This window comes from Nostoc sp. (genome assembly GCF_036917635.1).
Lineage (GTDB): Bacteria > Cyanobacteriota > Cyanobacteriia > Cyanobacteriales > Nostocaceae > Nostoc.
On record NZ_JBALCW010000091.1, the window covers coordinates 40,069 to 65,016 of the forward strand.

Sequence of the window (24,948 nt, forward strand, 5' to 3'; positions counted from 1 at the left end):
ATGCTATTTCTGGTGCGACTGCCTATAGTCGTTTCTCAATTACAGTCTGGTTGAATGTTTTTTAGTAAACACCAACTACCAATAAATCCATCTAGATACTGTCTAGATGGATTTGTTGTTTTATGCGTTTAGATTTAATTAGGTGTAATCAAATTTTTAGTTTCGCCAAACCCAAATAACGGATACCTTCGGGGGAAATATCAAAACGGCAAGGTAAGACCTCTAAACCGAGAGCGATCGCATCTCGCAATAATTTACCATATACAGGATCTGTGCGATCGCCAGGGGAGAACTCTGTACAATCACCACGATTGATAAAGTAAAGCATCACCGCACGAGTTAGAGGTAGCAATGCCATTAGTTCTCGCAAATGTTTTTGTCCTCTTGTAGTCTCCGTGTCAGGAAATAAGGCTAGTCTGCTATCAGACAAAGTTGTATTTTTCACTTCTAAATAAATCGGGCGTTCCTCATCACTCCCCGTCAAGAAAAAATCCACTCGACTTTTTTTATCTAACCCATAAAGCACCTCGCCCTTAATTTGGCTATAGCCCCCCAATTCTAGAAAAAGATGTTTCGCCAAAGCTAGCTTTACCACCCGATTGGGCAAAAAAGTATTTATGCCTACCCAAGTCGGCTCGTTGTCATGTACCTGAATTAGTTCTAAAGTGTAAGCCAATTTGCGGTTAAGATTATCACTTTTGGAAAGCTGTACAGCACTTTGGGGAGTTGATACTCCAGTCATTGGCCCTGTATTTGGACAGTGTGCTGTGACTATTTCGCCAGAAGTAAGTTGAACGTCAGCAAAAAACCGCTTGTAGCGTTTTAGCAGAATACCCGAATATAAAGGTGGGTAACGGTAAAGCCAATCTATCATTATGAAACCTTATTGCCCACATTCCGCACTTCAAAATGTATTATCTATCTTTTCAATAAAAATTCCTAATAATGTTCAAATTATTAAGTATTAATATTGAATACCATTGGCGATTTATGTTGTTGATTTAACCATTTTTTTCCACCTATGGGAAATCTACGCATATTACACGATGAAGTGCGGAAAGTCGGTTATTGCTGGTAGTAAATATACGTCGATTCCTTACCCACCTACCTCTTAAGAGCAAATCTTTTCAGCAACTACTCTGCCCGATAACAGAAACTCAGTAACTGATATCTTGCAGCATTCTCGATTAACACCATCGCCCGGCCAGAAATAAATTTCTCGGCTGATAGCTAAAGTCCACGCTTAGTGGGCTAAAACCCTTGTTCAGTCTTCAATAGATAGACTTTAGCTATAAGAGAGGTGAATTCATTCTGAGGCGGTTGTTGAGACTGGTGCAAGATTTCAGGTAACTTTCTATATCATATAATTTAAAACTTTGTAGTTATCTTTACAATATTTTAATAAAAAGTAGCATATACTAGTTGTTATAAGCCTCCCATAAAGAAAAATCCGGGAGAAATTTAAGATGCAAGGAGGTAAATCCTATGCAAAAAGTGGGTACAGCAACGGAATTAGAATATGCTTTTCTATTTACTTTAAGAAAGGTAAATTCGATAAACCTAGAAGGTTTCAAGTCATTTTTTAGTAATATGCCGATTGACCCTTATATCAAAGGCAACTATCGTCAGAGAAGATTATCTCGGTTCACAGTCTCCGGAAATGAGTTAATCAAATTGCCTCATGGCTACTTCTTTCAAAGTAAAGAGTATAATCCATTAGCGGGCGACATAATAAGAGAGTTTGCAGAATTAGATGATGCGCTGATAAAACTTGATAGTTTTATAAATCTTGTCTTGGCATTTAGTGATTCTTGTAAACTTCATCCTGAAGGTGAAATCGGAGTTCATCAAATTAGAATTATTTGTTCGCCAGATAATTGGGGTAATCCAGCGCCTGAAGGCATCCATCAAGATGGGACTGATTTTATTGGCATCTTTTCAGTAGGTAGAAATAATATTCAAGGTGGAGAAACACATCTGTATACTGCCAAAAAAGAAAAACCTGTGTTTAGCAAAGTTCTAAATCCGGGGGAACTATTATTGGTCAATGACCATGAGTTTTTCCATTTCGCCAATCACATAAAACCACAAACTGACACTCAAGGAAGTTGGGATATTTTTGTATTGACTTCTCCTAGCTTACTTTCAGGATAATTGTAGTTAACTATAAATATTTTACAATTTAAGAGATATGGGGAATTGAATGTAGTCATTTCCCCAGCTTTTTTATTTGTAATTGGGGATAATCGTGCTGATAGTGGTTTATCTAATTGATGGCTAAAATTGCCATATAAATTAATAAAGCTACAATTTTTTCTATCTTTATATCAGCTGGTATCGGAACTGTATCCAGTCCACAGCCACAAACTCTTGAATAGAATTAGGACTTATAAGCTAAAAAACATCTAAATTGCATAATCACGACATCTTCACAAACCGGAAGCATAAATCCAGAGTAACCACAGATTATTATTGATACATTTTTCAATACAGGAGAAGCAAAGGCACACTTAATACTTAAAATATTAAAGGTGAGTGTATAGGAGAGACTACGAAACAAGGGTGCTGGAATTCAATTAACTGAATCAACCAAACAAACGCCATGAATGATGAATTGTACAATAAAGGATTGGAAAAGGCTAGGCGAAAAGACTACGCTGGAGCAATTGAAGAATTTAACCATGCTTTACAACTGACACCTTACTTTACCGAAGCTTATTTGCAACGGGGTTTGGCACATTATGATTCAGGAGCAATTCTTAAGGCTGTTTCAGATTATACCGAAGCCCTGAAGCTGAATCCTGAAAGTGTAGAGGCATATTATTGTCGTGGATTGGCTAGGGTGGCGCTGAAAAATTTACCGGGGGCGCTAGAAGATGTTGACCGCGCTATTCGTTTCAATCTCAATTATGCTCCTGCTTATAATCTGCGGGGGATAGTGCGGCGCAAACAGGGTTATATTCAAGATGCGATCGCTAGCTTTAAAAAAGCTGCACAATTATATCTAGAACAACAGGATAAAGACAATTGTCGTCTGTGTCTGGAACAAATTAAACAGCTACAACCCCAAGAATTACCTGTTGTAGAGCAATCACGTTCTCCAAATGCGCCTATATCCACAAACGAATATTTTACGCAATTATTAGAAAAGGCTGAAAAGGGAGATACGCAAGAGGCACTGGCCGATTTAAACTGGGTATTAAAAGCCGATCCACAAGATGCCCAAGCTTACTGCTGTCGTGGGGTTGTGCGTTGCAAAATGGGGAATTATCGAGAAGCGATCGCAGATTTTAATCAAGCATTGCGACTAAATTTTCAAGATGCTATTGTCTATCGCAACCGAGGTAAAGCCCGTTCTATATTGGGCGATCATCAAGGTGCGATCGCAGACCTCAACCAAGCACTCCAGATGCAACCTAAAGATCCCTTAGTATATATTGCCAGAGGTAATGCCTATCGGACAATGGGTAATTATCTCGATGCAATTCAAGACTACACCCAAGCGCTGCAAATAAACAAAAATGATGCTCAAGCTTACTACAATCGTGGCATTGCCTATACTTGCATAGAAGAAATGCAAAATGCCCTGCAAGATTATCAACGGGCGGCGAGTATTTTTTGTGAACAAGAAGACTGGGGAAATTATCAACAAGTCTTAAGTAGCTTAGAAAAAATTCAACAATTTATTCCAGAGTCAAAAAAGCAAAAATATAACGTACTACGTCAGCGACTTTTGCGAATGGTTGGCGGATATTGGGAAATTGCCGAAAGATTAATTCAGCAGAAGCAAGATTATCATCCGGGAATGTCAGACGACTGGTATTTGCAAAAAGTGATTGATGACTTAGAACGCGATCGCGGTAGATAATATCATGTCCGCCAAATTACCCATAATAAAAGAACCCCATTCTTCACTCCCTACTATTTTATAATTTGTTTAATCGGAATTTCAATCCAAAATTCTGTACCTAACCCCGGCACAGAATCACATTTAAACACACCACTGTGTTTATCTACGACAATCTGATAACTTATTGATAACCCCAAGCCAGTGCCTTTCCCCACTGGCTTAGTAGTGAAAAATGGGTCGCAGATTCTTGCTTTTAGGGTTTCGGGTATACCTAGACCATTGTCTAGAATGCGAATTACTACGCTCTTAATATTGCCTTCAAGCTTTCCAAGAGCAGTACTAATAGTAATTTGCCTGGTATGAGGTTTTGATTGAGATTCCCTGTATTCTTCTAAAGCATCGATCGCATTACTTATAACATTCATAAATACCTGATTCAGTGGACCAGCATAGCACTCTACTAAGGGAAGGTTGCTGTACTCTTTGACTAATTTAATCGCCGGACTTTCTGGTTTTGCTTTCAACCGATGCTGTAAAATTAGCAAAGTGCTATCAATGCCCTCGTGAATATTAACTGGCTTCATTTCTGCCTGGTCAAGACGAGAGAAATTCCGTAAACTCAAGACAATTTGCCGGATGCGATCGATTCCAATTTTCATCGAAGATAAAGTTTTGGGCAAATCTTCAATCAGAAATTCTAAGTCTATATCGAAGGCGCGATCGCGTATCTCAGGACTGGTATTAGGAGTATTTTGCAAATAGAGGTCTAATATACTGAGTAAATCTTCGGTGTAATCGTTGACATGATTGATGTTACCATAAATGAAGTTCACCGGGTTATTAATTTCGTGAGCAATACCAGCTACTAGTTGACCCAGTGAGGACATTTTCTCAGTTTGGATCAGTTGGGTTTGAGTTTGCTTTAAATCATGCAGAGCTTGAGTCAACTTTTGGGTCTGCTCTTTGGTTTGATTATGCAATTGCGCTTGTTGAAGTGCAACCCCAAGCTGATTGGCAATTTGAGTGATGAACTTAATTTCTGAAGCTTCCCAATGGCGCGGTGCAGAGTTCTGGTAAGCTGCTAGTAAGCCCCATAGCTGTTGCCCGATAAATATGGGTGCGATCGCATAAGCCCTCGCCTGAATTTGCTCTAGAACCGCAATATGGCACTCAGAGTGACCCGCTTGATAGATGTCTTCAACTGCAAAGGTTTGATTATGACGATATCGCCCACCTTGGGTTTCCTGCAAATAGCTATCTTGCCAAACTGTATTAGTATCACTTACTAACTTTACCCAGCCATCAACCACAAACTCGGCGATATATTCACCACTCCAATCAGCCTGAAAGCGATAGACTGCAACTCGATCCGCTTGTAGTGATTTACAGATTTCTTGGGTAGTTGTCTGAAAAATTGCATCTAGATCAAGAGATTCCCTAACTTTCGCAACAACTTCAAACAATACCCGTTGTTGTTCTGCTGCTTGTTGCAAAATTAACGTCTGTTGTCGTGTCTGAGTGAGTAAATCAGCTTGCTGGAGTGCTACCCCCATTTGAGCCGCAATTTGACTGATAAAGTTAACTTCAGAAGCTTTCCATTGCCGAGGCCCAGTGTGTTGATAAGTTGCTAACAAACCCCAAAGTTTTTGCCCAACAAAAATCGGAGCAAGCACAAAAGCGTGAATTTGAAACTGTTCTAAATTGCCGATATGACACTGAGCAAACCCCATCTTGTAGATGTCATCGACTGCAAATGTTTCATTGTTGCGGTAGCGTCCTCCCTTTGTATCTTGTAAGTAGCTATCATTCCAAATTGTATTAACACCTAGTTCAGACTCATTCGACCAGTAGGGACTAGCAGCCTCAAAATCTCCGACAAATTCGCCACCCCAATTAGAATCGAAACGATAAACACAAACGCGATCGGCTTTGATTAATTGACAAACTTCTTTAGTAGTTGTTTGAAAAATGGTATCTGTGTCAAGAGATTCTCGAATCTCGGCAATAACTTTAAACACAGCCTGTTCTTGTTCAGCTGTCCGTTGTAACTCAACTGTGCGTCTTTTAACTTGTTTTTCTAAATTTTCATTGAAGGTTTGCACTTGTTGGTATAGTTCATATTGCTGAACTGCTGAAGCGAAATGTTTACCGAGGTTTCTAGCCAGTTCAATCTCTTCAACCGTCCATTTTTGAGCTTGTGCTTTTTTAGATTCGCGCCAAGCCTCAAACGATCGCCTGGGGTACAATTGCCTTTGATCGCACTCATACTGCCCCGCCCATAGGGTTTCTGTGTCTACTTCGTTGCGGAAAATACTTAAATACCCCAGCAACTGCTGACGATACAAAAGTGGGATCATCAACATGCTGCGAATTTTTGTTGGTTGAAAAGCAGGTTGCAAACTTCGCATACCAGGAGTATTATATATATCTAAAATCGCCCAAACATCGTAGTTAGTAGACTTGTGGTGTTCTTGCCAGACACTGTATTGCTCTATTAGTGGATATATAGTTTGTGGCATCACAGGTTGCTGTCCACAGATATAAAGCTTGATACAAGTATTTCCTGGTATCAAGCATTCTGTTAAGCTCGTCACCCTGCTATTGTGGGAATCCACAGGTGCATTTCTAATGCAAAGCCGTCCACCAACGCCATTAAAGGCAGCAACAGCCGCTTCTAAAGCTGGTTGTAATACAATTGTTGGTAATGAATGTAGTAGGGTAGCAATGCGGTTGACGATCGCTTCCCGTTCCCCAGTTTTGCGGACTTGAGTGAGCAGGGTACTTTGAGCGATCGCTACTGACAGTTGCTCAACTACCATTTGTACTGCTTCCAGGTCATATTCTGAAATCAACTGCCCTTGGCAATTATGAGACACCAGTAGTCCCCAAAGTTGATCTTGATAGAGAATAGGCGCTACTAAAGAGAACTTTACTCCCATTGCCGTTAAATATTCAATATGGCAGGAGTCTACAGGGCGGTAACGGATTTCCTCTGAAATAGTTTCTCCATTATCCAAGTCACGCAGATGAATTTGACCAATCTGTTGAGTATCAACATTGACAAAAGAACACACCCGTGATTTTATAAATAGCTCACGGGCGCTGAGTGGAATATCCTCAGCAGGGAAATTCAGCCCCAGTAGGGACGGCAAACGATTGTTATAAATTGACTCAGCAATCACCTGACCACTGCCATCGGCATGAAATTTGTAAATCATCACTCGGTCAGTTTTTAGGAGCGATCGCACTTCTGCCGTTGTCACTGTGATAATTTCTTCAAACTCTAAGCTTCGCCGGATACGGTTTGTAATGCGGCGTAGTAAACTTTCTTCATGGCGACATAAGGGCAAATCTTGTTCGGGGTTGGAAGTCATTGCTTATAGCAAAATCAATTAATAATTTGCAAAGTGACATAATTAAATCTAAAGTCATTTTGAAATTTATTTAATCAATTTGTCTTCCGTAAAACTACGGGCAAATCATTAAAAAAATACCCCAGTTTCACAGAAACAGACGCTAAAAAATTGCGTCTGTATTAGCTACAAGAATATTTTCTTGCTTTTTAGTTTTCACTTTTTGTCGAAGATTACCGTAGCAGCATTAAACTTTTATATTGTCAGCAAAGCGAATTTTAAGATAGTCATCTTCCATCTTTGCCCCTCCTGGTTGTAGTGCTGCTAAGGCTTGCGGTAAAACTAAGTTACGACGATGGTTGCCAATCGTAATGTTTAATTCGTCTCCATTTTTGCTCAGTTGAACTTGGTTTTTGGGAATCCCAGGTAAATAAATTTCTAAGCTGTATTGGTTTTGCTCTTGTACGACTCTCATAGTCGTTTCTTTGTAATAAACCTGAGTCGGATCTTCATCTTTATAAAGAGTTTCTTTCAGGCGTTCTAAGGCAGCTAAACCGCACATTTCCTCAGAAAATAGTGGAACTTCTTTTACAGGTAAAGGGTGGAAATTATCATGAATTTCCTGGCGATATTGTTCCTGGCTTTCCTTCCAACGCTGGAAAAATGGATCTTGGACAACGCTTGGAATAATTCGATTTGCCACAATTAAATCTGTTGCAACATTATACAAACTCAGATAAGCATGGGCCCGCAGAGACTCTTTAATCACCATCTTTTCGGGATTTGTTACCAGACGGACTGAGGTTTGAGTATTATCTGTTAATACTTTTTCCAGAGCTTCAATTTGTTCATAAAACTCATAAGGTGCATCCATCACCTCTTTATCTGGTAGCGAAAAACCAGCAATTGGTCTAAAAAAAGGTTCAACCAGAGGGCGAAGTGCTACCGAGATGTTTTGGAATGGTTTGTAAAAACGGCGCATATACCAGCCACCGACTTCAGGTAAACTCAGTAAGCGTAGTGCAGTGCCGGTGGGGGCTGAGTCGATAATTAAAACATCAAACTCACCTTCATCGTAATGGCGTTTCATCCTTACCAAGCCAAAAATCTCATCCATGCCTGGTAAAATTGCCAATTCTTCTGCCTGTATGCCGTCTAAACCCCTTGCCTGTAAAACTTGGGTAATATAACGTTTCACAGCACCCCAGTTTCCTTCGAGTTCTTGCAGGGCATCCAGTTCAGCACCCCAGAGATTTGGGCGAATTGTTTGGGGTGCATGTCCCAGTTCCATGTCAAAACTGTCTGCGAGGGAATGAGCGGGATCTGTACTTAAAACCAATGTCCGATAGCCTAGTTCCGCACAACGCAGTCCAGTTGCAGCAGCAACGGAAGTTTTGCCCACGCCGCCTTTCCCGGTCATCAAAATTACACGCATATATGCTTTTGTCCTGCTGAAGATTTTATTACATTTATTTACATTATCGACTGTTTAAGAAAATAAATGCTGTTTCACTCCGTTGAGGGGTGAACAGTTTGAGTTGTTCATCAGTCATTGCGGCCTTTTTCTGGCTAAGGGCTTAAGCAAGCATTAGTGTCAACGCTAGAATATAGCTTAACTTTGCCAATTTTAGATTTTAGATTATTTCGGTTTAGGCCCCAAGGCCACTTGCTCATCTTGGCTACGAGCGAAGACCACAGTGGCTCCCCCTTGTAGGGGGGGTCAATTTAAAATCCAAAATTTAAAATCCAAAATCGGTTGACGGTTAGCTTACTTCTTATTCCAGAGATTAATAAATTCTTTATAGATAGCTGGGGTGATCTGACTTTGTAAGTGAGTTAGTGCATCACGATGGTTTTGATTGTTGTCATCATAATAAGTGAACACATTCGTCAGCTTGACAATCTCAGGGTTTTGATCGTTAGTCCCCCTCCATGTATTAGTAACTTTGTGCAAAACGTCCTTGGGGAGATTTTGTTGCAAGTTATTTAGGGCTGCGATGTAAGAAGGATTTTGAGGATTCTTTTTGAATTGAGTCAATAAATCTATCAGCTTAATCTGTGACTGTGGCTGCGACTGCGGCTTGTTTGTGAGAGTAGGTTGCTGTAAAATTTGACGCTGTTCAATAGTGGCAATGCCATTTTCAGTTAAACCCTGAGATTTCTGAAATTTCTTGACTGCTGTATAAGTGGCTGGCCCATAAAAAGGCAAGTCTTTTGGGATTTCGGCATTGGTTGCAAAACCGTGAAACTTCAATTTATTCTGAAGTCCGATAACTGTATCTTCCATTACACTTCGAGTTTGGGCATCAGCATTACCATTAACCACAAGTTTTTGTGGGTATTGTTTTTGAAACTTTTTAATCGCTTGTTCAGTAGGATCATCTGTCAAAGAGTTGTTATTGCGCTTCCAGGGAGCAAATTTAGTCAGATCCGGGTTAGGGTCTATTTCAGGAGCTAAATATCCCAGCCCAATCAATATATGACGGATAACTTCAGGGCTACTAACAGCCATACTTTTTGGTTCCTTTGCTACTAAATTCCTATTTAATGTATCTTGGTTTACAAACCTTATCTAAGTAGAAATAAATAAATCTAACATGTCTTATTTACAAGGCGTTCAAAACTTTAAGCGATGTGTGACCTTGAGACGTTTAGCGTTGGTGGGCGATCGCTTCAGGTTGTTCTAAATAGCGATCGCATATATTACATGCCATTATAAGGACAATGCTCAAGACAAAATTAGACAGCAATAACCCCGTAAGATCGTCGATTTTGGTAGTTTAAGTAGCGCGATCGCACTTGTAGAATTAGTGGGGGAGCATATATTGCTGAGTCTTAAACTTGATAGTAGTGCGATCGCTCTTTATTGATTGTAGGGTTCGCAGTTACTATATATTACTAAGTTGGAAGTAGTTTAATATTAAAGTGCAGCAAGAATCTATGCTCTCATAATATGAAGTCAATTGCAAAGACCCCTTTAGCCGAGTTTCTCTCTCAACCCAACATTGAGGCTTCCCCCGCATGGGAGTTAATTAACGGCCAAGCGCTGGAAAAACCAATGCCAACCCTTTTTCACTCGCGGCTACAACGTAATTTAGTGAATTACATAAATCGTCATACCTTGCTGTTTGAAGCCGTGCAAGAACTGCGTTGTATTGTACCTCCTTACTCCCCAGTACCAGATATTTCTGTTATAGCTTGCGATCGCCTTGACGATAAAGATGGCCCTCTAGAGGGAGCGCCTGACTGGTTAATTGAAATTCGCTCTCCTGACCAAAGCACCCTAGACTTGCAAAACAAAATTCTTCACTGTCTCAGCAACGGAACGCAATTAGCTTGGCTAATAGATATAACTCGCCAACAGATTTGGGTATGGCTTGGAGATGATCTGCCACTAGTTTGTTCCGCAGAAGACATTTTACCAACTTTGGGGGATTTGCCAAAGCTTATGGTTAACGCGGTGATGGCTATGACTCGCAGGCAAAGCTAAAGTAAAAGTAATGTAACCATACACTTTAGACGTTACTCATTGTTCAGAAAACCAAACTCCGATTTAATATTCCAGCGCTTACCATCATGAAGCAGTAGCGTTAATTTGTCGGCAGTAAACTCAAAATGCAACTGACGCTTTTCAAATTCTGGCCAAGCAGCTTTAAAGTTGTGCTTTTTTAAATCTCGAAACGCAACCGTTATATGAGGAGCAAAAGAGCGAGTTTTAGAAACCTTGTCAACGATTCCCAAGTTGCTTTCTGCATAAGCCATTAAATCAGCTTGCAAAGTCAAAAGTTCTTGACTTATGGCTACATTAATGTATATGACACGAGGCACAAAGGCATCAAACCCCTTGAGTGTAATTGCTACTGGCTGTTGTCTACTAGCAAATTCCTTCAAGGACGCTTCTAGGACTGTCTTGTTATCATCTGCCCATTCAAAGGGTGGTTGCAGGGTAATATGAGGCGGAGACTTTAGCGCCGCACTACTATCATAGCGATCGGCGAAGTACTGCTTAATCTGGTTGGCGTAGTCTTGAATGTCTTGTGGTGGTAGAAGGGCGACAAAAAAACGGCTCATTTAGTTGATCTCCAAATTACAACCAATTGCCAATCAACACATAGGCAGACCAAAAGCTTCAACTGAGCAAATTTAAGCTTTCTGTAATCGGTATTAAATACGGATGGCTAAACCGTGTCTGGAGGCGGAGGGAAATGATGATAAAATACCAAAAACCTGGTCGAGGTTGACCAGGTTTTATGGAGTTTACAGGTTTCAAATTGTTAAACTAATTAAGTAATTGAAAGGTAATAACTAAGGTTGACTAAACAACGAACAAACTCAGCATTATTGTGTTTTTCCGCTTTAGGATTTGGCTTTGCCTTCTACATTTGGCTTTTTACCACTTCTATATTTAATATGCTGAAATCTGCTTGGGTTGATGACAGGAGACACTAAGTCATTTACCCTTTTAATTTGGTTTTTTGTGTGGTGTCCTACTATTTAATTTACCACTTAGTTTGTGAGTTGCAACCCTTCGTTTACTAAAGTTGACGTTTTGTTAGATTTTGCAATCTAGAATCATAGATTTGATCCCCAGGCCTATTTTTAAGAGAATTAAAGGGATCTTGGATAGATAAGCATGGCTAACTAAACTACATTGTCACCAATTCCACATAATTGGACTGTTATCCAAATGGTCGGTGACAATACGTCCAATGGCATCAATTTCTGCCAATTGGTCGGCGGAAAGCTTAATTTGGGCAGCTAATGCGTTGTCTGATGCTTGTTCGGGATAACGCGCCCCGGCGATTGCATTTGTTTGGGGTTGAGCAATTAACCACGCTAAAGCTAACTGAGCAAGTGTACAATTATGAAAAAGGGCTATGGGACGCAGTTGTTGTAGCGCTTGTTGAGCACGTTCAAAGTTTTCGCCTTGAAACAGTTTATTTTTAGCACGGTTATCTGCTGGGTCAAATTTATGACCCTGGGCAAATTTACCTGTTAACAACCCCTGTGCTAAAGACGAATAAGCAAGGATAGAAATATTATTTTCGATACAATAGGGCAATACATCTTGTTCTACCTGTCTCCAAAATAAAGAATAGGGTGGTTGTAAACTATCAATACGTCCATAACTTGCTGCTTCTGCCAATTGGGCGTGGGAAAAATTGGAAACACCAATAGCTCGAATTTTACCTTGCTCCTTAAGCAGGTTAAGAGCGCTCATAGTTTCCTCAATAGGTACTATTTCACTATTGAAAGCACCGGAGGGCCAATGTATTTGGTAAAGATCAATGTAATCAGTTTTCAGGTTGGTTAGGGAACCCTCGCAAGCTTCAATGATTTGTTCATACTTTAGATGGTTAGCAAAAACTTTCGTGGCATACTCCACGCGATCGCGTACATCAGATAAAGCTTCAGCGACAATTTGCTCAGAGTGTCCTTGACCATAAGCTTCAGCAGTATCAATTGTCGTGATCCCAGATTCATAAGCGGCTCGAATCGTTTTAATCGAGTCAGCGTCCTCAACTCCCACCCACATTCTTTTACCAGCTTGCCAAGTTCCCATAAGGATGGGTGTGATTTGCACTTCAGTTGTACCTAGCGATCGCTTTTCCATAACTGCTTACTTTCTAATTCATTCCCCTAGATAGTTTTACACTTTATCGGTCTTAACTTGAAATTAAATCAGAGTTACAGTAGATGCTGATGGAATTGACTACAACTTTTCATGCTCTCAAAGAATGGGCAGTTGCCGTAAATGCCTTAGAAAGTGGCGAAACAATTATGTTGCTCCGCAAAGGCGGTATTCATGAACGAAATGGACATTTTCAAGTTGCCCACAAGCAAATTTTGCTTTATCCTACTTATGAACATCAACAAGCTTTCATGCTGAAAGCTGAGTATGCCAATCGTGTTTATCCAGTAACATCAGGTTGGCATCCAGAGAAAGTACCCATCGGCAGTTGGGCTGAAATTACAGATATTTTGCCCTGTAGCGATCAGTCTATTGTCAACACATTGCTTCCCTTCCATATTTGGAACGAGCATTTTATTAGCGATCGCCTCAAATGGAAGCCACGCCAGCCGCTTTATATTCTCCTCCTGCGGACATATAAACTACCCCAACAAGAAATTCCCTACCACCCTAAATACGGCGGTTGCAAGTCATGGATTGATTTAGATCAACCAATTCATTTGCAAGGAGCAAAACCAGTTTTATCTGACTTTGCATACACTCAAATAGTAGAGACAATTCGCCAGATTATCGGCGATAAGTTGTATGCTCCATCTTTGTAATAACCCAAGTTACGGGTTATCAAAGACCAATTTTTTGAATGCAAAGGCGCACTAGCCGTCTGTCCCAAAAGTTTTCAGAGGTTCGTGGTGTTTAAGTAAGTGGGCGCAAATAATTATCACTGGCTCGTAGTTGCGCTGTCTTCGCTAAAGGGCAACTACGAGCCAAATACAGAGATTTTACTTTTCGTTACATAGTTTGATTTTATCTTGCCTACCTACTTAGCTCCCCGACTTCTTCAAGAAGTCGGGGTATCTCGCAGCTTTGCAAAATTAATGGGACAGAACACTAGGCGCAACCGCCATCTCCGGCTTAATCATCGGCAATAGGCTTTATGTATTTAATCAGAAAAACAAATAGTTTAATTGCGAACTTCAGCAAAAATAGTAGTTATTGTTACACATAAACCCAAAAAACGCGGATAAGATTAGAAAAATCTCACCCTATTTATCGGGTGAGGCAAAGCTGTTTATCTTCGTGTCCCTCTAGCAGATGTCTTGTAAGCTCTGAGTTGTTAAGTAATTATCCTGTAATGGACAGAACTTAATTACACCTTGTCTAAAATATTAGGCAAAAAAGTAACCCCGAAGGGTGATAAGTAGCTTGACAATAGTCTGTTATTATGATTGATTAGCTAAAAGTACAAGGAGTTTGTAATGCATCGACAAATGTGCTGGTTACCTAAGTCTGGTGGCAACGGAGAGAAAATTTTGTATTTGCAGACAGAACCTAATCAACCTTGGCGTCCTTACACAGCTTTTAGAGGTTTTACAATCCCAGATTATCAAATACCAGGTGGTTCTAAAGGTTGGGCAACTTATCAAAAACTTCTCAAAGCAGGTTGGACACTAGTACCTAGCGCACGAGCAAATGAGTTTGGCAGTAGCAGCTACGTAGAGTCAACGACCCAAAATCAGTAGTCATTGGTCATTGGTCATTGGTCATTGGTCATTTGTTATTTTTGGCGTCTCTGCGTCTTTTCAGTCCCTCACTCGCTCACAAACCTCTGGGGGAACCTTCACCGCGAGGATCAGCAGCCCCTTCTAGAGTTCCATCAGATGTAACAGCGATCGCGTTACCATTACCCCAAGGATTAGTTTGCTTTATTTTGTGTCCCCGACGGCGTAAGTCTTGGATAGTGAGAGCATCTAAGCCCCAAGATTCGACGCGCAACTCATCTGGAAGCCATTGATGATGTATGCGTGGAACAGAAACAGCCGCCCCAACATCCATGTTATATTCCAGCACATTTAGGATTACTTGCAAAACCTGGGTAATGATAGTGCTACCGCCAGGCGCACCTGCTGCCATGCGGAAATGACCATTTTCTGTGACAATTGTGGGAGTCATGCTGGATAAAGGAGTCTTACGAGGTGCGATCGCATTGGCATCGTTACCAACTAAACCAAAGGCATTCGCCACTCCTGGCGCAGAAGCAAAATCATCCATCTCATTGTTGAGGACAATTCCAGTTCCCGGTGTCACGACACCAGCGCCAAAACCAAGGTTAATCGTGAAAGTCAGACTTACGGCGTTGCGTTCTTCATCCACAACCGTAAGATGACTGGTTTCAAGAGATTCATGGCGACTTGCGTTCGTTTGTAGAGACTGAAGCGATGATGGGATAATATTATCTCCCGATTTCTGATTATTAGCTTGACTAAAACGTTGTAGTGTCTCTTTATCTACTGGCTTGACCTCGGTCGAAGGTCTAGCCACTTGCATATTAATTTCTTGACGGCGTTTTTTGGCATAAGCTGGACTGAGCAGTTGTTGCACAGGAACTTTGACAAAATCAGGATCGCCTAAATATTCTGAGCGATCGGCGTAAGCAATCTTCATTGCTTCTACCATTAAATGTATAGCGTCGGGATGATGCCATCCCAAAGATTTTAAATCAGTGTCACCAATAATATTTAAAATCTGCAATAGATGAACACCTCCCGATGAAGGTGGTGGCATTGAGCAAATTTTAGCTTTGCGGAAATTTCCACAAACGGGAGTCCGCCAGATTGCTTTATAGGCTTTGAGGTCATCTAGAGTAATTAAACCACCATTTTTTAGCATATCAGAAGCGATCGCCCGAGCAATACTTCCGGTGTAAAAACTTTGGGGATTTTGGGCAATTTCTGTTAAAGTGCGTGCCAAATCACGCTGCACTAGCTTCTCTGCTGGTTGATAAAACTCACTATTGCGAGTGAAAATTTCCCGCGCGGCTGGATTGTTGAGAATTACTTGCTTGCGGTTTTCGTACTCTGGGAGGGAACGCCAAGTTATTTGAGAACTGAGGACAAAGCCAGATGCAGCAAGTGCGATCGCAGGTTTCATTACCTCTTGCCAAGAAAGCTTACCATAGCGACGATGCAGTTCATAAAGTCCTGCCACCGTTCCTGGTGTGCCTACTGCTAAATAACCATTAATACTTGCATTGGGGCGCACCTTTCCTTTTGCGTCTAGATACATATTTCTTGTGGCTTTCAGGGGTGCGCGTTCGCGGAAATCTAGCGCTTTCATCTCGCCAGTTTTCTCAGAGTGCATCAGCAAAAATCCGCCGCCGCCGATTCCGGCTGAAAAAGGCTCAACTACTGAGATTGCAAAGGTTGTGGCTACAGCTGCATCCACTGCATTACCACCTTTGCGTAACATCGAAATTCCCGCTTCACTAGCTAAGGGATTGGCCGAAACCACCATCCCCTTTTTGCTGTGTAGGGGTAAAGTTAAGGCAGCTGAGGCGACTTGACTGTAAAGCAAGACGCCCAAAGAAAAGATTGCGATTGCAACTCGCTTGGGTTTAGTAACAGTAAGCATTTTTATCCCATTTCTCCTAAAATTTTATACTTATTTAGCATCTTGATGTGAGATTCTTGATATGATCTGATTTGAAAATTTTACGGTACTTATAAATGCTATGTTACGAAAAATCAGTAAAACATTTTTCAAAGCTTTAACTATTGGCTTATGTATCTCTAGCGGAAGCGTTCTCTCTCAAACATTACCACTTCCCTCTAACTTAGTAGGTTTTAATACACCTGAAGGTGAAAAATTATTAGTTCAGAGTAAGTCAAACGAAGACTTCTTTCCACTGAGTATGCAATTCACCACTCAAAATAATCAGGCATATTGTGGTGTTGCAAGTATGGTTATGGTACTGAATAGTTTACAAATTCCAGCACCAGAAGCACCGCAGTACAAGCCATATCGAATATTTACTCAAGAAAACTTTTTTAGTAATGATAATACAAAAAAAGTCCTAAGTCCTGAAGTTGTGTCTCGCCAAGGTATGACTTTAGACCAGTTAGGGCAATTACTAGCCAGCTATGGCGTTAAAGTTAATGTTTACCACGCTGCCGACACTAGTTTAGAGCAGTTCCGCAAACAAGCAGCAGAAAATTTAAAACAACCACAAAACTTTGTTTTAGTAAACTATTTACGCAAACAAATAGGTCAAGAGATAGGTGGGCATATTTCTCCTTTAGCAGCATATAATGAGCAAACAGATAGGTTTTTAATTCTTGATGTTTCTCGTTACAAATATCCACCAGTCTGGGTAAAAGCAGCAGATTTATGGAAAGCAATGCTCACAAATGATGCCTCAGTAAATAAGAGCCGTGGCTTTGTATTTGTCAGCAAAAGCCCTTGATATAACAATCTGTTCATTAAATTGATGAATCCTGCGATCGCCTATCTTCGATGGAAATAATGCGAGCTAATATATGGATACCGTAATTACACCAGAAAGAATCAAGTTACCACCTGGCGCGGTGTTGAAGCTTTTGGGAAATTGGAAAGACTATCAAGTATTGAGTCAGCAACTAGGCGATCGCTCCTCGCCTCGCATTAAATATCGCAGAGGAGAAATTTTACTGATGGCACCGCTACCAGAGCATGGAAGAGATGCAAGTTTGTTGGCATTGATAGTAATAGCTCTACTTGACCATTTAAACCACATATACGAGTCATTTACGCCCATCACGATGAGCTTGCCAGAAATTAGTGGTATTGAGCCAGACTTTTGCTTTTACATTGAAAATTGCAGAGCAGTAGTAGGCAAAAAAAGAATTGATTGGGAGTCAGATCCACCACCAGATTTAGCAATTGAAATAGATGTGACAAGTTACACTGACGTTAATGATTTCTTACCTTATGGAGTGCCAGAAGTTTGGATATTAAAGAATAATCGATTATTAATTTATCGATTGCAAGCAGAAAGTTATGTGCTTACAGAAAGTAGCTACTTTCCTAACGTCAGAGAAATTGTACAGCAATGTCTCCAAATGGCCAATGAGCAAACAACAAGTGAAGTCATTAGGTGGTTAAAGAACTTTTTGCGTGAACAGCAATAGACACCCCACCCCCTCGCTGCAAACTACGGTGCCTTGTTAGGCTCAGTGTCCCGACAACGGAGGTGGACAGATTTCCATGGTTTGAATCAAGCCATGCTCAATGGTATAACGATGACCAACGTGCTGATCGGAAAGAACTGTTCCAGCTAGGTCGCGCACAACCTGATGCACATCGACTAAAATACGCCCGGAATCCTCCCGGTGAAAGGAAATCGGCTCAACGTGCGGATTGATACCGGACCATTGCCTCGTCCAGTAAGCGCGGACTGCTTGATGTCCATGGACATAACCGCCTTCAAACGCTTTCGGCCAAGCCACCTCAGGAGTCGTTATGGCGAGGGCGGCGTCAATATCTCGCGCGTTGAAGGCAGCGTACGCCGCGCGTATCAGTTCAATTTCTGGTGCAGATTTATCTGGCATAAGAGGTGTGGTGAAGGACATGCAGCAGCGCTTAACAATTATTATCCAGAACGCTTCCGTATAAGATGCCGCAGCTGGTAGATAGGCGGAATGATTCTGTATAACACCATAACACCTTAATGTGGCTATCCTTGAAATTAACCTAATCCCTTCGATTTGCGAAACTCCTGGACAACATCTTTAATATCACGTAATTCCCCCTCAACTAAATAATTTAAGTGCCGCATTTCATCTGCCGAAATCTTTCCAGCAAGTGAAGCGATCGCATTTTTTAATTCGGGATATTTTTTTAATATTTCTTGCCGAACAATTGGTACAGTTTCGTAAGGTGGAAAATAATGTTTATCATCTTTTAAGACAACTAAACCCAAGCGAGAAATCTGCCCATCAGTAGAATTACCCGCTACCATATCGACTTGTTTTTGAATCAAAGCACGATATATTAAACCCAAATCCATAATTTGGGGTGGTTTTGCAAAACGTAAATCATAAGTTTTAGCTAATCCAGGAAAACCATCTTCCCGTTCTAAAAATTCGTAACCGAAACCCCCGCGCCACTGCGGTGTATATTGAGTCGCTTCAGAGAGAGTTTGAATATTGTAGCGCTTGGCATCATCACCCCGGACAATCATCGCAAAAGTGTTTTCAAAACCCAAGCTTGGCATTACTTCCAGATTGAATTGCTGGGAGTATGCTTGTTTTAGTTTTTCATAAACTTCTTTTGGATTATTAACTGCTTTTTGTTTTAAAATTCCAGTAAAAGCTGTGCCTGTATACTCAATATATGCGTCAATTTTACCAGCAGTAATAGCATTATGACAAACAAAAGAACCACCCAGACGGGGACGACGAGCTACTTTTAAATTAGTTGTCGCCTCAATTTGTTGTGCTAACAGTTCACCTAAAATATCTTGTTCGGTAAAATCTTTGGAAGCAACGATAATATTACCACCACTACTATTATTTGAATTCGGCGTGCAGCCAGCGATTAAGAGTAATACAGCAAAAGTTAAAAAGCAAAATGCTAAAAATCTTTTCATTAACTTTTAATTTTTAATTTATTCTCTAACCAGCCAATTGCAAAGTCAGCCAGTAATGCAATTGCCGCCGCCGGAACTGCACCAGCTAAAATTAATTGATCGTTCACTACTGATATGCCGCGAAAAATAAATACTCCCAAACCACCTGCACCAATTGCTGCTGCAATAGTTGCAATACCAATAGCAATTACCGTTGCTACTCGCACCCCTGCCAAAATTACTCCCAGTGCTAAGGGAATCTCAACTTGCAATAACAATTGTCTATCTGTCATTCCCATGCCTCTCCCAGCTTCTCTTATAGCTGGATCTACACCAGTAATACCTGTGTAAGTGTTACGAATTATCGGCAGCAACGAATATACAATCAGAGCAACAATTGCTGGGACTGCCCCAATTCCGCCAATTATAGGAACAGGAATCAGTAAGCCAAACAGCGCCAAACTAGGAATAGTTTGAAGAATATTTGCTATACCGAGAATTGGTTGGCGGAGATAGGTTTTGCGTGTAATTAAAATACCTAAGGGAATGCCTACAAGTATAGCAATTCCAATTGCTATACCTACTAAAAATAAATGTTCTAGAGTATGCTGAAGAATTTCTGGGGCATACTTAACAAGGAAGAAATCTTTCATAAAGTATCTTGTAGGGAACGCAGACATTGGAGAAAGGCAAGGCTTTCTGGATGTTGCGATCGCATAAATTCATCTTTAGCCTCCAATACTACCAATTCTCCCCCATACATTAAACCAATTCTCGACGCCAATACAAATGCTTCTTGAATATCGTGGGTGACAAACACAACTGTCTTGCCTAATTCTTGCTGCAAATGCCGAAACTCTTGTTGCAGTTCTAGGCGCGTAATTGGATCGAGTGCGCCAAAGGGTTCATCCATCAACAGCACTGGCGGATCTGCTGCTAAAGCCCTGGCTACACCGATTCTTTGCCTTTGTCCTCCCGAAAGTTCGTGCGGGTAACGCCCAGCGAATTGTGCTGGTTCTAAACCCACTAATTGCAACAATTCATAAACCCGCGTTTTTATTTGTTTCGGTTGCCAACCTTCCAAAGACGGGACTAAACCTACATTGCGTTCAACTGTAAAATGGGGAAATAAACCAATTTCTTGAATGACGTAACCAATTTTTCGCCGCAGTTTAATTTCATCCCATTCAGTTGTGGGAATACCATCAAATAACACTTCGCCTTGTGTAGGTGTAAATAGGCGATTAATTAACTTCATTGTTGTGGTTTTGCCGCTACCACTGCGCCCAAGTAATACTAGTGCTTCTCCTTGGGAGATGGTGAAATTGAGATTTGACACCAATGGGCGATGATTGCGGCTAAAGGTGACATCGCGGAATTCGACGGCGGTTTGATTATTTTGCGGCATGAGTGGCTTTTAGTGGACGCTAGCTATTAGACCTCATCTATGTTGAGAACCGTAGTTTTTGCCCTCACCCTAAATCCCTCTCCCATCTTGGGAGAGGGACTTATTTCCGGCTCCCCTTCTCCCAAATTTGGGAGAAGGGGCTGGGGGATGAGGGTTTTTTCTTTTCATACGGAATATCTACAGTTTTTTAAGATGAACGCGGTTTATATTTATTATGTGCTGATTTTGCTAGCGTGCTAACGTCCAATTTGCAAGATGTGGGGTGTGAACCTCTCTATGCAGTTTTAACATTCTCATCTGATGCTTGTTCTGTAACATTTTTCAAGCGGCTCGACCTGATTTTGCGGATGCGATCGCTATTGCGAACACCACCCGCCATCTCATATTCGCGGCTGTCTTTGCCGTACTTGATTGCAACCACCATCAGCATCTTTTCAGAAAGCTGACTCAAGTTTTTTTCCATATCTTCAATTTCAGTTTTAGAAGAGTCAACCACAGACAGAGCGGTATTATAAACATCAATTTTGTTACGTAACTGCTCAATTGACTCAATCAATTTATCCAGACTATAATTTTCATCAAATTTGATGCTTGGAACAATCGATTTTAGTCCAGCCGATCTTAACTGAGCTTTTTCTAAAATGCGGGATGTGCGTTTGAGACGGGACATAAATTTATTTCTTTAAGATACTTCTAGAGCTAGCTTGCCTCAGTTAAAGTGCATTTCGCTTCAGGGTAACTTACAATTTTTTTAATAAAGTTTTCAGGTGATACCAGTAATTTTCCGGTATCTAAGCACTAGATGTTGATTTTTAGAGGAATACTTATTTAAGTTTTATAAAAGTTTTAAGGGAAACCGCTCCCATGTACCCGAAGACCGCTCCCGTGTACCCGAAGACCGCTCCCGTGTACCCGAAGACCGCTCCCGTGTACCCGAAGACCGCTCCCGTGTACCCGAAGACTGCTCCCGTGAACCTGAAGACCGCTCCCGTGTACCCGAAGACCGCTCCCGTGAACCCGAAGACTGCTCCCGTGAACCCGAAGACTGCTCCCGTGAACCCAAAGACTGCTCCCGTTTGTTGAGGAGTGCGTAACGTAAACGCAAAGCGGCTTGTTGATGGATATGGCTGCGTAGGCAAAAGTTTTGTAGGCGATGCCTACGGCGGTAAACTACGCAGTTTATGAGAGATAGTTAATAGTGTCTTGTGGAAGGGCGGTACAAAGTAGGTTGCAGCGCAGAAGAGATTGCAGATCAAATTAGTCATCTGACCTTAGGGACTTCCAAATAAAAAAATACTCAACTACTTCTTGTGGGGTGGGCATCTTGCCCGCCTTTGTATATGGGCGGGCAAGATCCCCACAAGATTGGGTAATTTATTTGTTGGAAGTCCCTAAGAGCATTTTTTCCTCGTTCCGATGCGGAGCCTCTAATCAGCCATTCCTATGCAGAACATGGGAACGAGAGATTGTCCAATATAGTTCTATTAAAAATAATCGTAGAGTAGTGTATGCCATCCACACTAAAACTGCTCTATGAGTCGTCCCCGAATTATTCAACCTGGTCAAAGCTATACATTCAGCAAATATTTTGAACTGCCGTTTTCCCCAGAAGATATTCTAGCTGAACTTGGCTGTTCTTACAAACGCGAACGGTTGCAATTACCAAAAATAGAATTTTCTCTTGAGATAATTGCAGAATTACACCGAGTCATTGAGCGTAACCTCCGACGTGTTAAGCTACTTAGTGAGGATGCACGCAAGCAAGCAATTATTGCACCAATATTACTAGAAGTTTGCGAAATTGCCCAAACCCAATTAAATATTGAGTATCCCATTAGTGTTAGTGACCAATTAAAAGGCAGCTTAGATTATTATATTGATAAAGGTAAAGGCTTGTTAGTAATTGAAGCGAAACAAGCAGATTTAAGTAGAGGATTTACACAATTAGCAGTTGAATTGATTGCACTCGATCAATGGATAGATTCAGAGTTACCAGTTCTTTATGGGTCTGTAACTACTGGTGAAGATTGGCGATTTGCAATATACAACCGTCAGGAAAAACAGATAACGGAAGACCTCAAATTATATCGGGTTCCTGAAGAATTAACTGAATTAACTCACATTTTAGTTGGCATATTGAGCAATTAAACTTCACCTCTGGAAGCGGGCTAATGGAATTCGCGGCTACACAGAAAAAACCCACCTCCGTGGGTTTTAAATTCTTAGAGTCCGCGCAGGCGGACTTTGTTTGTGTAGCCGCGATTTCTAATCGCCCGGTATATTTGCAAACATGAAATGCTTACTATTAAGATTCCATCTCTGCCAATTCTAACCAGCGTTCAGTCGCCACATCGATCGCTTGCTTGAGCTTTTCCACCTGATCATACAATTTCTGCACTTCGCTATAATTCCCCGGTGACACATTCCTGAGCGTCTTCTCGGTTTCCGCTTTCTGGTTCTCTAACTGAGCAATTTTACCTTCCAACTGCTCAAATTCTTTTTTTTCCCAATTGGATAGCCTACGCCGCTTTGTATTCTCTACATCCTTGGGTAAAGCCGCACCATTTTGGACTTCGACATTTTTGGGCTTCTCCTTAGTGTTAGCAGCCTGTTGCTGCGCTTCTTCAGCCTTTTTATAGTCCAGATAAATCGAGTAATTACCGGGATAGTGGCGGAGATTACCGCCTTCCTCAAAGGAAAATACTGTGTCGATGGTGCGATCGAGGAAGTAGCGATCGTGAGAAACTACAATTACACACCCGACAAAATCCTCTAAATAATCTTCTAATACAGCCAATGTCTGAACATCTAAATCATTTGTCGGTTCATCTAAAATTAAGACATTGGGCGCACTCATCAAAACCCGCAACAGAAATAAACGGCGTTTTTCACCACCCGAAAGTTTATTAATTGGGGCATATTGTTGATTACCAGGAAACAAAAACCGCTCCAACATTTGCGAAGCAGTAATTTGAGTTCCATCGGTAATTTTGATAAACTCTCCTTCTTCTTTGATGTAGTCAATCACGCGCTGATTTTCGTTTAAGGCTGTGAGCAATTCTTCCGAATGCTGGTCAAAATAACCGATATGAATTGTAGTCCCAATTTCTGCAACACCTGAATCTGGCTTAATCTGACCAGTAATAATCTCCATTAAAGTAGATTTACCAGCACCATTAGCGCCAATAATGCCGATGCGGTCTTCTGGACTAAATTCGTAGGTGAAATTATTAATCAGGGTGCGTCCATTGTATGCTTTAGAAATGTTATCTAATTCAATAACCTTTTTGCCAATGCGACGACCAACTGTAGAGATATCAACTTTACCCTGAACTTGTTTAAATTCAGTATCACGCAAAGCATGAGCGCGGTCAATTCTCGCTTTTTGCTTAGTACTTCTGGCTTTTGGCCCTTTTTTAAGCCATTCCAACTCACGCCGCAACAAGCCTTGGTGTTTACGTTGACTACTTACAGCAGATTCTTCAGCTAAAGCCTTCTTTTCCAGGTAATATGAATAGTTACCTGTATAAGTGTAAATGTCGCCTCGGTCAATTTCAATGATCCGATTGGTAACGCGATCTAGAAAGTAGCGATCGTGGGTGATCAGAAAAAGTGCGCCGCGATAGCGATTTAAATAACTTTGTAACCATTCTACAGAAAGAGCATCAAGATGGTTTGTCGGCTCATCCATGAGCAAAACATCTGGTTCTGCTAGCAGCGCTGATGCTAAAGCAATCCGCTTGCGATAGCCTCCAGACAAAGTGCCTATTTTAGCGTCAAAGTCAGAAATTCCTAATTTTGTGAGGATGATTTTGGCATTAGTTTCTACTTCCCAAGCATCAGTTGTATCCATCTGTTGCATCACTACAGAAAGGCGAGACATCAGTTGGCTATCATCTGGATAGTGAGCCAATTTATCTGAAACTTCTTCATACTCACGCACCAAAGCAATATGTTCGCCACTATCAGCAAAAACTTGCTCTAAAACTGTGTGATTCTCATCTAAATCTGGCTGCTGGGGTAAATAGATAATTCTAGAACCAGAGTTGACTAAAATCTGACCGCTATCAATCGATTCTAAGCCGGCAATCATTTTTAATAGGGTTGATTTGCCAGAACCGTTAGTACCAATTAAGCCAACTTTATCGGTAGTATCGAGGCTAAAGCTGGCATCTTTTAAAATTTCTTTGATGCCAAAGTCTTTTTTGACTGATTGGAGTGTAATAATACTCATAAGATTTAGTAATTTTTTATTGACTGTTA

At 41.0% G+C, this 24,948-nt stretch carries 22 protein-coding genes and 1 pseudogene; 8 read left to right on the forward strand and 15 right to left on the reverse strand.

Features of this window, described 5'->3' with window-relative positions; genetic code table 11:
- Positions 1-148 precede the first annotated feature (148 nt).
- Positions 149-874 (reverse strand): DNA/RNA nuclease SfsA, encoded by a 726-nt coding sequence (gene sfsA, locus V7K32_RS20830; protein ID WP_334995693.1) that lies wholly within the window; start codon positions 872-874, stop codon positions 149-151.
- A gap of 611 nt (positions 875-1,485) precedes the next feature.
- On the opposite strand from sfsA, the gene V7K32_RS20835 reads away from it, so the two are divergent.
- Positions 1,486-2,154: a 2OG-Fe dioxygenase family protein gene (locus V7K32_RS20835; RefSeq protein ID WP_334995694.1), complete on the forward strand. Its 669-nt coding sequence runs from the start codon at positions 1,486-1,488 to the stop codon at positions 2,152-2,154.
- Here the strand turns inward: V7K32_RS20835 and V7K32_RS20840 are convergent.
- Positions 2,100-2,491 (reverse strand): annotated as a pseudogene (locus V7K32_RS20840) (DUF711 family protein); the annotation flags it as partial. The gene V7K32_RS20835 and the pseudogene V7K32_RS20840 overlap by 55 nt on opposite strands.
- Positions 2,492-2,602: 111 nt before the next feature.
- On the opposite strand from V7K32_RS20840, the gene V7K32_RS20845 reads away from it, so the two are divergent.
- Complete coding sequence (locus V7K32_RS20845; protein WP_334995695.1) at positions 2,603-3,868, forward strand: tetratricopeptide repeat protein; 1,266 nt, start codon at positions 2,603-2,605, stop codon at positions 3,866-3,868.
- A 53-nt stretch (positions 3,869-3,921) separates the two neighbouring features.
- On the opposite strand, the gene V7K32_RS20850 is transcribed toward V7K32_RS20845, so the two are convergent.
- The 3 genes from V7K32_RS20850 to V7K32_RS20860 all read right to left on the reverse strand — a co-directional run bounded on the left by V7K32_RS20850 (position 3,922) and on the right by V7K32_RS20860 (position 9,715).
- Entirely contained in the window at positions 3,922-7,224 is a 3,303-nt protein-coding gene (locus tag V7K32_RS20850; RefSeq protein ID WP_334995696.1) for a GAF domain-containing protein, read from the reverse strand.
- 226 nt (positions 7,225-7,450) lie between these two features.
- On the reverse strand, positions 7,451-8,638 hold the full coding sequence (locus tag V7K32_RS20855; RefSeq protein WP_334995697.1) for a TRC40/GET3/ArsA family transport-energizing ATPase: 1,188 nt from the start codon (positions 8,636-8,638) through the stop codon (positions 7,451-7,453).
- 333 nt (positions 8,639-8,971) lie between these two features.
- Positions 8,972-9,715, reverse strand: coding sequence for a peptidoglycan-binding domain-containing protein (locus tag V7K32_RS20860; protein WP_334995698.1), 744 nt, complete (start codon positions 9,713-9,715; stop codon positions 8,972-8,974).
- A 441-nt stretch (positions 9,716-10,156) separates the two neighbouring features.
- Between V7K32_RS20860 and V7K32_RS20865 the strand changes: the two genes are divergently transcribed.
- Entirely contained in the window at positions 10,157-10,693 is a 537-nt protein-coding gene (locus V7K32_RS20865) for a Uma2 family endonuclease (RefSeq protein WP_334995699.1), read from the forward strand.
- 32 nt (positions 10,694-10,725) lie between these two features.
- Here the strand turns inward: V7K32_RS20865 and V7K32_RS20870 are convergent, their stop codons facing one another.
- The gene (locus V7K32_RS20870) at positions 10,726-11,274 is read right to left on the reverse strand and encodes a 2'-5' RNA ligase family protein (protein WP_334995700.1); all 549 of its coding nucleotides are present in this window, start codon (positions 11,272-11,274) and stop codon (positions 10,726-10,728) included.
- 583 nt (positions 11,275-11,857) lie between these two features.
- Entirely contained in the window at positions 11,858-12,817 is a 960-nt protein-coding gene (locus tag V7K32_RS20875; RefSeq protein ID WP_334995701.1) for an aldo/keto reductase, read from the reverse strand.
- A gap of 83 nt (positions 12,818-12,900) precedes the next feature.
- Here V7K32_RS20875 and V7K32_RS20880 point away from each other — a divergent pair, with 83 nt between their 5' ends.
- Together V7K32_RS20880 and V7K32_RS20885 are read left to right on the forward strand one after the other, a co-directional pair.
- Entirely contained in the window at positions 12,901-13,497 is a 597-nt protein-coding gene (locus V7K32_RS20880; RefSeq protein ID WP_334995702.1) for a DUF1802 family protein, read from the forward strand.
- Between the two features lie 654 nt (positions 13,498-14,151).
- Entirely contained in the window at positions 14,152-14,415 is a 264-nt protein-coding gene (locus V7K32_RS20885) for a hypothetical protein (protein ID WP_334995703.1), read from the forward strand.
- Positions 14,416-14,491: 76 nt separating this feature from the next.
- On the opposite strand, the gene ggt is transcribed toward V7K32_RS20885, so the two are convergent.
- Entirely contained in the window at positions 14,492-16,303 is a 1,812-nt protein-coding gene (ggt, locus tag V7K32_RS20890) for a gamma-glutamyltransferase (RefSeq protein ID WP_334995704.1), read from the reverse strand.
- Positions 16,304-16,403: 100 nt separating this feature from the next.
- On the opposite strand from ggt, the gene V7K32_RS20895 reads away from it, so the two are divergent.
- On the forward strand, positions 16,404-17,135 hold the full coding sequence (locus V7K32_RS20895; protein ID WP_334995705.1) for a phytochelatin synthase family protein: 732 nt from the start codon (positions 16,404-16,406) through the stop codon (positions 17,133-17,135).
- A 73-nt stretch (positions 17,136-17,208) separates the two neighbouring features.
- Positions 17,209-17,838, forward strand: a complete 630-nt coding sequence (locus tag V7K32_RS20900) for a Uma2 family endonuclease (protein WP_334995706.1) — start codon at positions 17,209-17,211, stop codon at positions 17,836-17,838.
- Positions 17,839-17,880: 42 nt separating this feature from the next.
- Here the strand turns inward: V7K32_RS20900 and V7K32_RS20905 are convergent, their stop codons facing one another.
- The 6 genes from V7K32_RS20905 to V7K32_RS20930 form a co-directional block, all read right to left on the reverse strand.
- Positions 17,881-18,279 (reverse strand): nuclear transport factor 2 family protein, encoded by a 399-nt coding sequence (locus V7K32_RS20905; protein WP_334995707.1) that lies wholly within the window; start codon positions 18,277-18,279, stop codon positions 17,881-17,883.
- Between the two features lie 116 nt (positions 18,280-18,395).
- Entirely contained in the window at positions 18,396-19,298 is a 903-nt protein-coding gene (locus V7K32_RS20910) for a glycine betaine ABC transporter substrate-binding protein (RefSeq protein ID WP_334995708.1), read from the reverse strand.
- On the reverse strand, positions 19,298-19,930 hold the full coding sequence (locus V7K32_RS20915; RefSeq protein WP_334995709.1) for an ABC transporter permease: 633 nt from the start codon (positions 19,928-19,930) through the stop codon (positions 19,298-19,300). The genes V7K32_RS20910 and V7K32_RS20915 overlap by 1 nt, the downstream gene beginning before the upstream one ends.
- On the reverse strand, positions 19,927-20,685 hold the full coding sequence (locus V7K32_RS20920) for an ATP-binding cassette domain-containing protein (RefSeq protein WP_334995710.1): 759 nt from the start codon (positions 20,683-20,685) through the stop codon (positions 19,927-19,929). Before V7K32_RS20920 ends, V7K32_RS20915 begins: the two co-directional genes overlap by 4 nt.
- Positions 20,686-20,959: 274 nt before the next feature.
- On the reverse strand, positions 20,960-21,355 hold the full coding sequence (locus V7K32_RS20925) for a hypothetical protein (RefSeq protein ID WP_334995711.1): 396 nt from the start codon (positions 21,353-21,355) through the stop codon (positions 20,960-20,962).
- Positions 21,356-21,520: 165 nt separating this feature from the next.
- A complete protein-coding gene (locus V7K32_RS20930; protein ID WP_334995712.1) occupies positions 21,521-21,790 on the reverse strand; it encodes a hypothetical protein in 270 nt (89 codons plus the stop codon).
- A 428-nt stretch (positions 21,791-22,218) separates the two neighbouring features.
- On the opposite strand from V7K32_RS20930, the gene V7K32_RS20935 reads away from it, so the two are divergent.
- Positions 22,219-22,833: a hypothetical protein gene (locus V7K32_RS20935; protein WP_334995713.1), complete on the forward strand. Its 615-nt coding sequence runs from the start codon at positions 22,219-22,221 to the stop codon at positions 22,831-22,833.
- A 157-nt stretch (positions 22,834-22,990) separates the two neighbouring features.
- Here V7K32_RS20935 and V7K32_RS20940 read toward each other — a convergent pair whose 3' ends face one another.
- The gene (locus V7K32_RS20940) at positions 22,991-24,919 is read right to left on the reverse strand and encodes an ABC-F family ATP-binding cassette domain-containing protein (protein WP_334995714.1); all 1,929 of its coding nucleotides are present in this window, start codon (positions 24,917-24,919) and stop codon (positions 22,991-22,993) included.
- Positions 24,920-24,948: the final 29 nt, after the last annotated feature.

Coding starts and splice junctions, on each gene's coding strand:
- sfsA (WP_334995693.1), bottom strand. CDS start 874: ATGATAGATTGGCTTTACCGTTACCCACCTTTATATTCGGGTATTCTG.
- V7K32_RS20835 (WP_334995694.1), top strand. CDS start 1,486: ATGCAAAAAGTGGGTACAGCAACGGAATTAGAATATGCTTTTCTATTT.
- V7K32_RS20845 (WP_334995695.1), top strand. CDS start 2,603: ATGAATGATGAATTGTACAATAAAGGATTGGAAAAGGCTAGGCGAAAA.
- V7K32_RS20850 (WP_334995696.1), bottom strand. CDS start 7,224: ATGACTTCCAACCCCGAACAAGATTTGCCCTTATGTCGCCATGAAGAA.
- V7K32_RS20855 (WP_334995697.1), bottom strand. CDS start 8,638: ATGCGTGTAATTTTGATGACCGGGAAAGGCGGCGTGGGCAAAACTTCC.
- V7K32_RS20860 (WP_334995698.1), bottom strand. CDS start 9,715: ATGGCTGTTAGTAGCCCTGAAGTTATCCGTCATATATTGATTGGGCTG.
- V7K32_RS20865 (WP_334995699.1), top strand. CDS start 10,157: ATGAAGTCAATTGCAAAGACCCCTTTAGCCGAGTTTCTCTCTCAACCC.
- V7K32_RS20870 (WP_334995700.1), bottom strand. CDS start 11,274: ATGAGCCGTTTTTTTGTCGCCCTTCTACCACCACAAGACATTCAAGAC.
- V7K32_RS20875 (WP_334995701.1), bottom strand. CDS start 12,817: ATGGAAAAGCGATCGCTAGGTACAACTGAAGTGCAAATCACACCCATC.
- V7K32_RS20880 (WP_334995702.1), top strand. CDS start 12,901: ATGCTGATGGAATTGACTACAACTTTTCATGCTCTCAAAGAATGGGCA.
- V7K32_RS20885 (WP_334995703.1), top strand. CDS start 14,152: ATGCATCGACAAATGTGCTGGTTACCTAAGTCTGGTGGCAACGGAGAG.
- ggt (WP_334995704.1), bottom strand. CDS start 16,303: ATGCTTACTGTTACTAAACCCAAGCGAGTTGCAATCGCAATCTTTTCT.
- V7K32_RS20895 (WP_334995705.1), top strand. CDS start 16,404: ATGTTACGAAAAATCAGTAAAACATTTTTCAAAGCTTTAACTATTGGC.
- V7K32_RS20900 (WP_334995706.1), top strand. CDS start 17,209: ATGGATACCGTAATTACACCAGAAAGAATCAAGTTACCACCTGGCGCG.
- V7K32_RS20905 (WP_334995707.1), bottom strand. CDS start 18,279: ATGTCCTTCACCACACCTCTTATGCCAGATAAATCTGCACCAGAAATT.
- V7K32_RS20910 (WP_334995708.1), bottom strand. CDS start 19,298: ATGAAAAGATTTTTAGCATTTTGCTTTTTAACTTTTGCTGTATTACTC.
- V7K32_RS20915 (WP_334995709.1), bottom strand. CDS start 19,930: ATGAAAGATTTCTTCCTTGTTAAGTATGCCCCAGAAATTCTTCAGCAT.
- V7K32_RS20920 (WP_334995710.1), bottom strand. CDS start 20,685: ATGCCGCAAAATAATCAAACCGCCGTCGAATTCCGCGATGTCACCTTT.
- V7K32_RS20925 (WP_334995711.1), bottom strand. CDS start 21,355: ATGTCCCGTCTCAAACGCACATCCCGCATTTTAGAAAAAGCTCAGTTA.
- V7K32_RS20935 (WP_334995713.1), top strand. CDS start 22,219: ATGAGTCGTCCCCGAATTATTCAACCTGGTCAAAGCTATACATTCAGC.
- V7K32_RS20940 (WP_334995714.1), bottom strand. CDS start 24,919: ATGAGTATTATTACACTCCAATCAGTCAAAAAAGACTTTGGCATCAAA.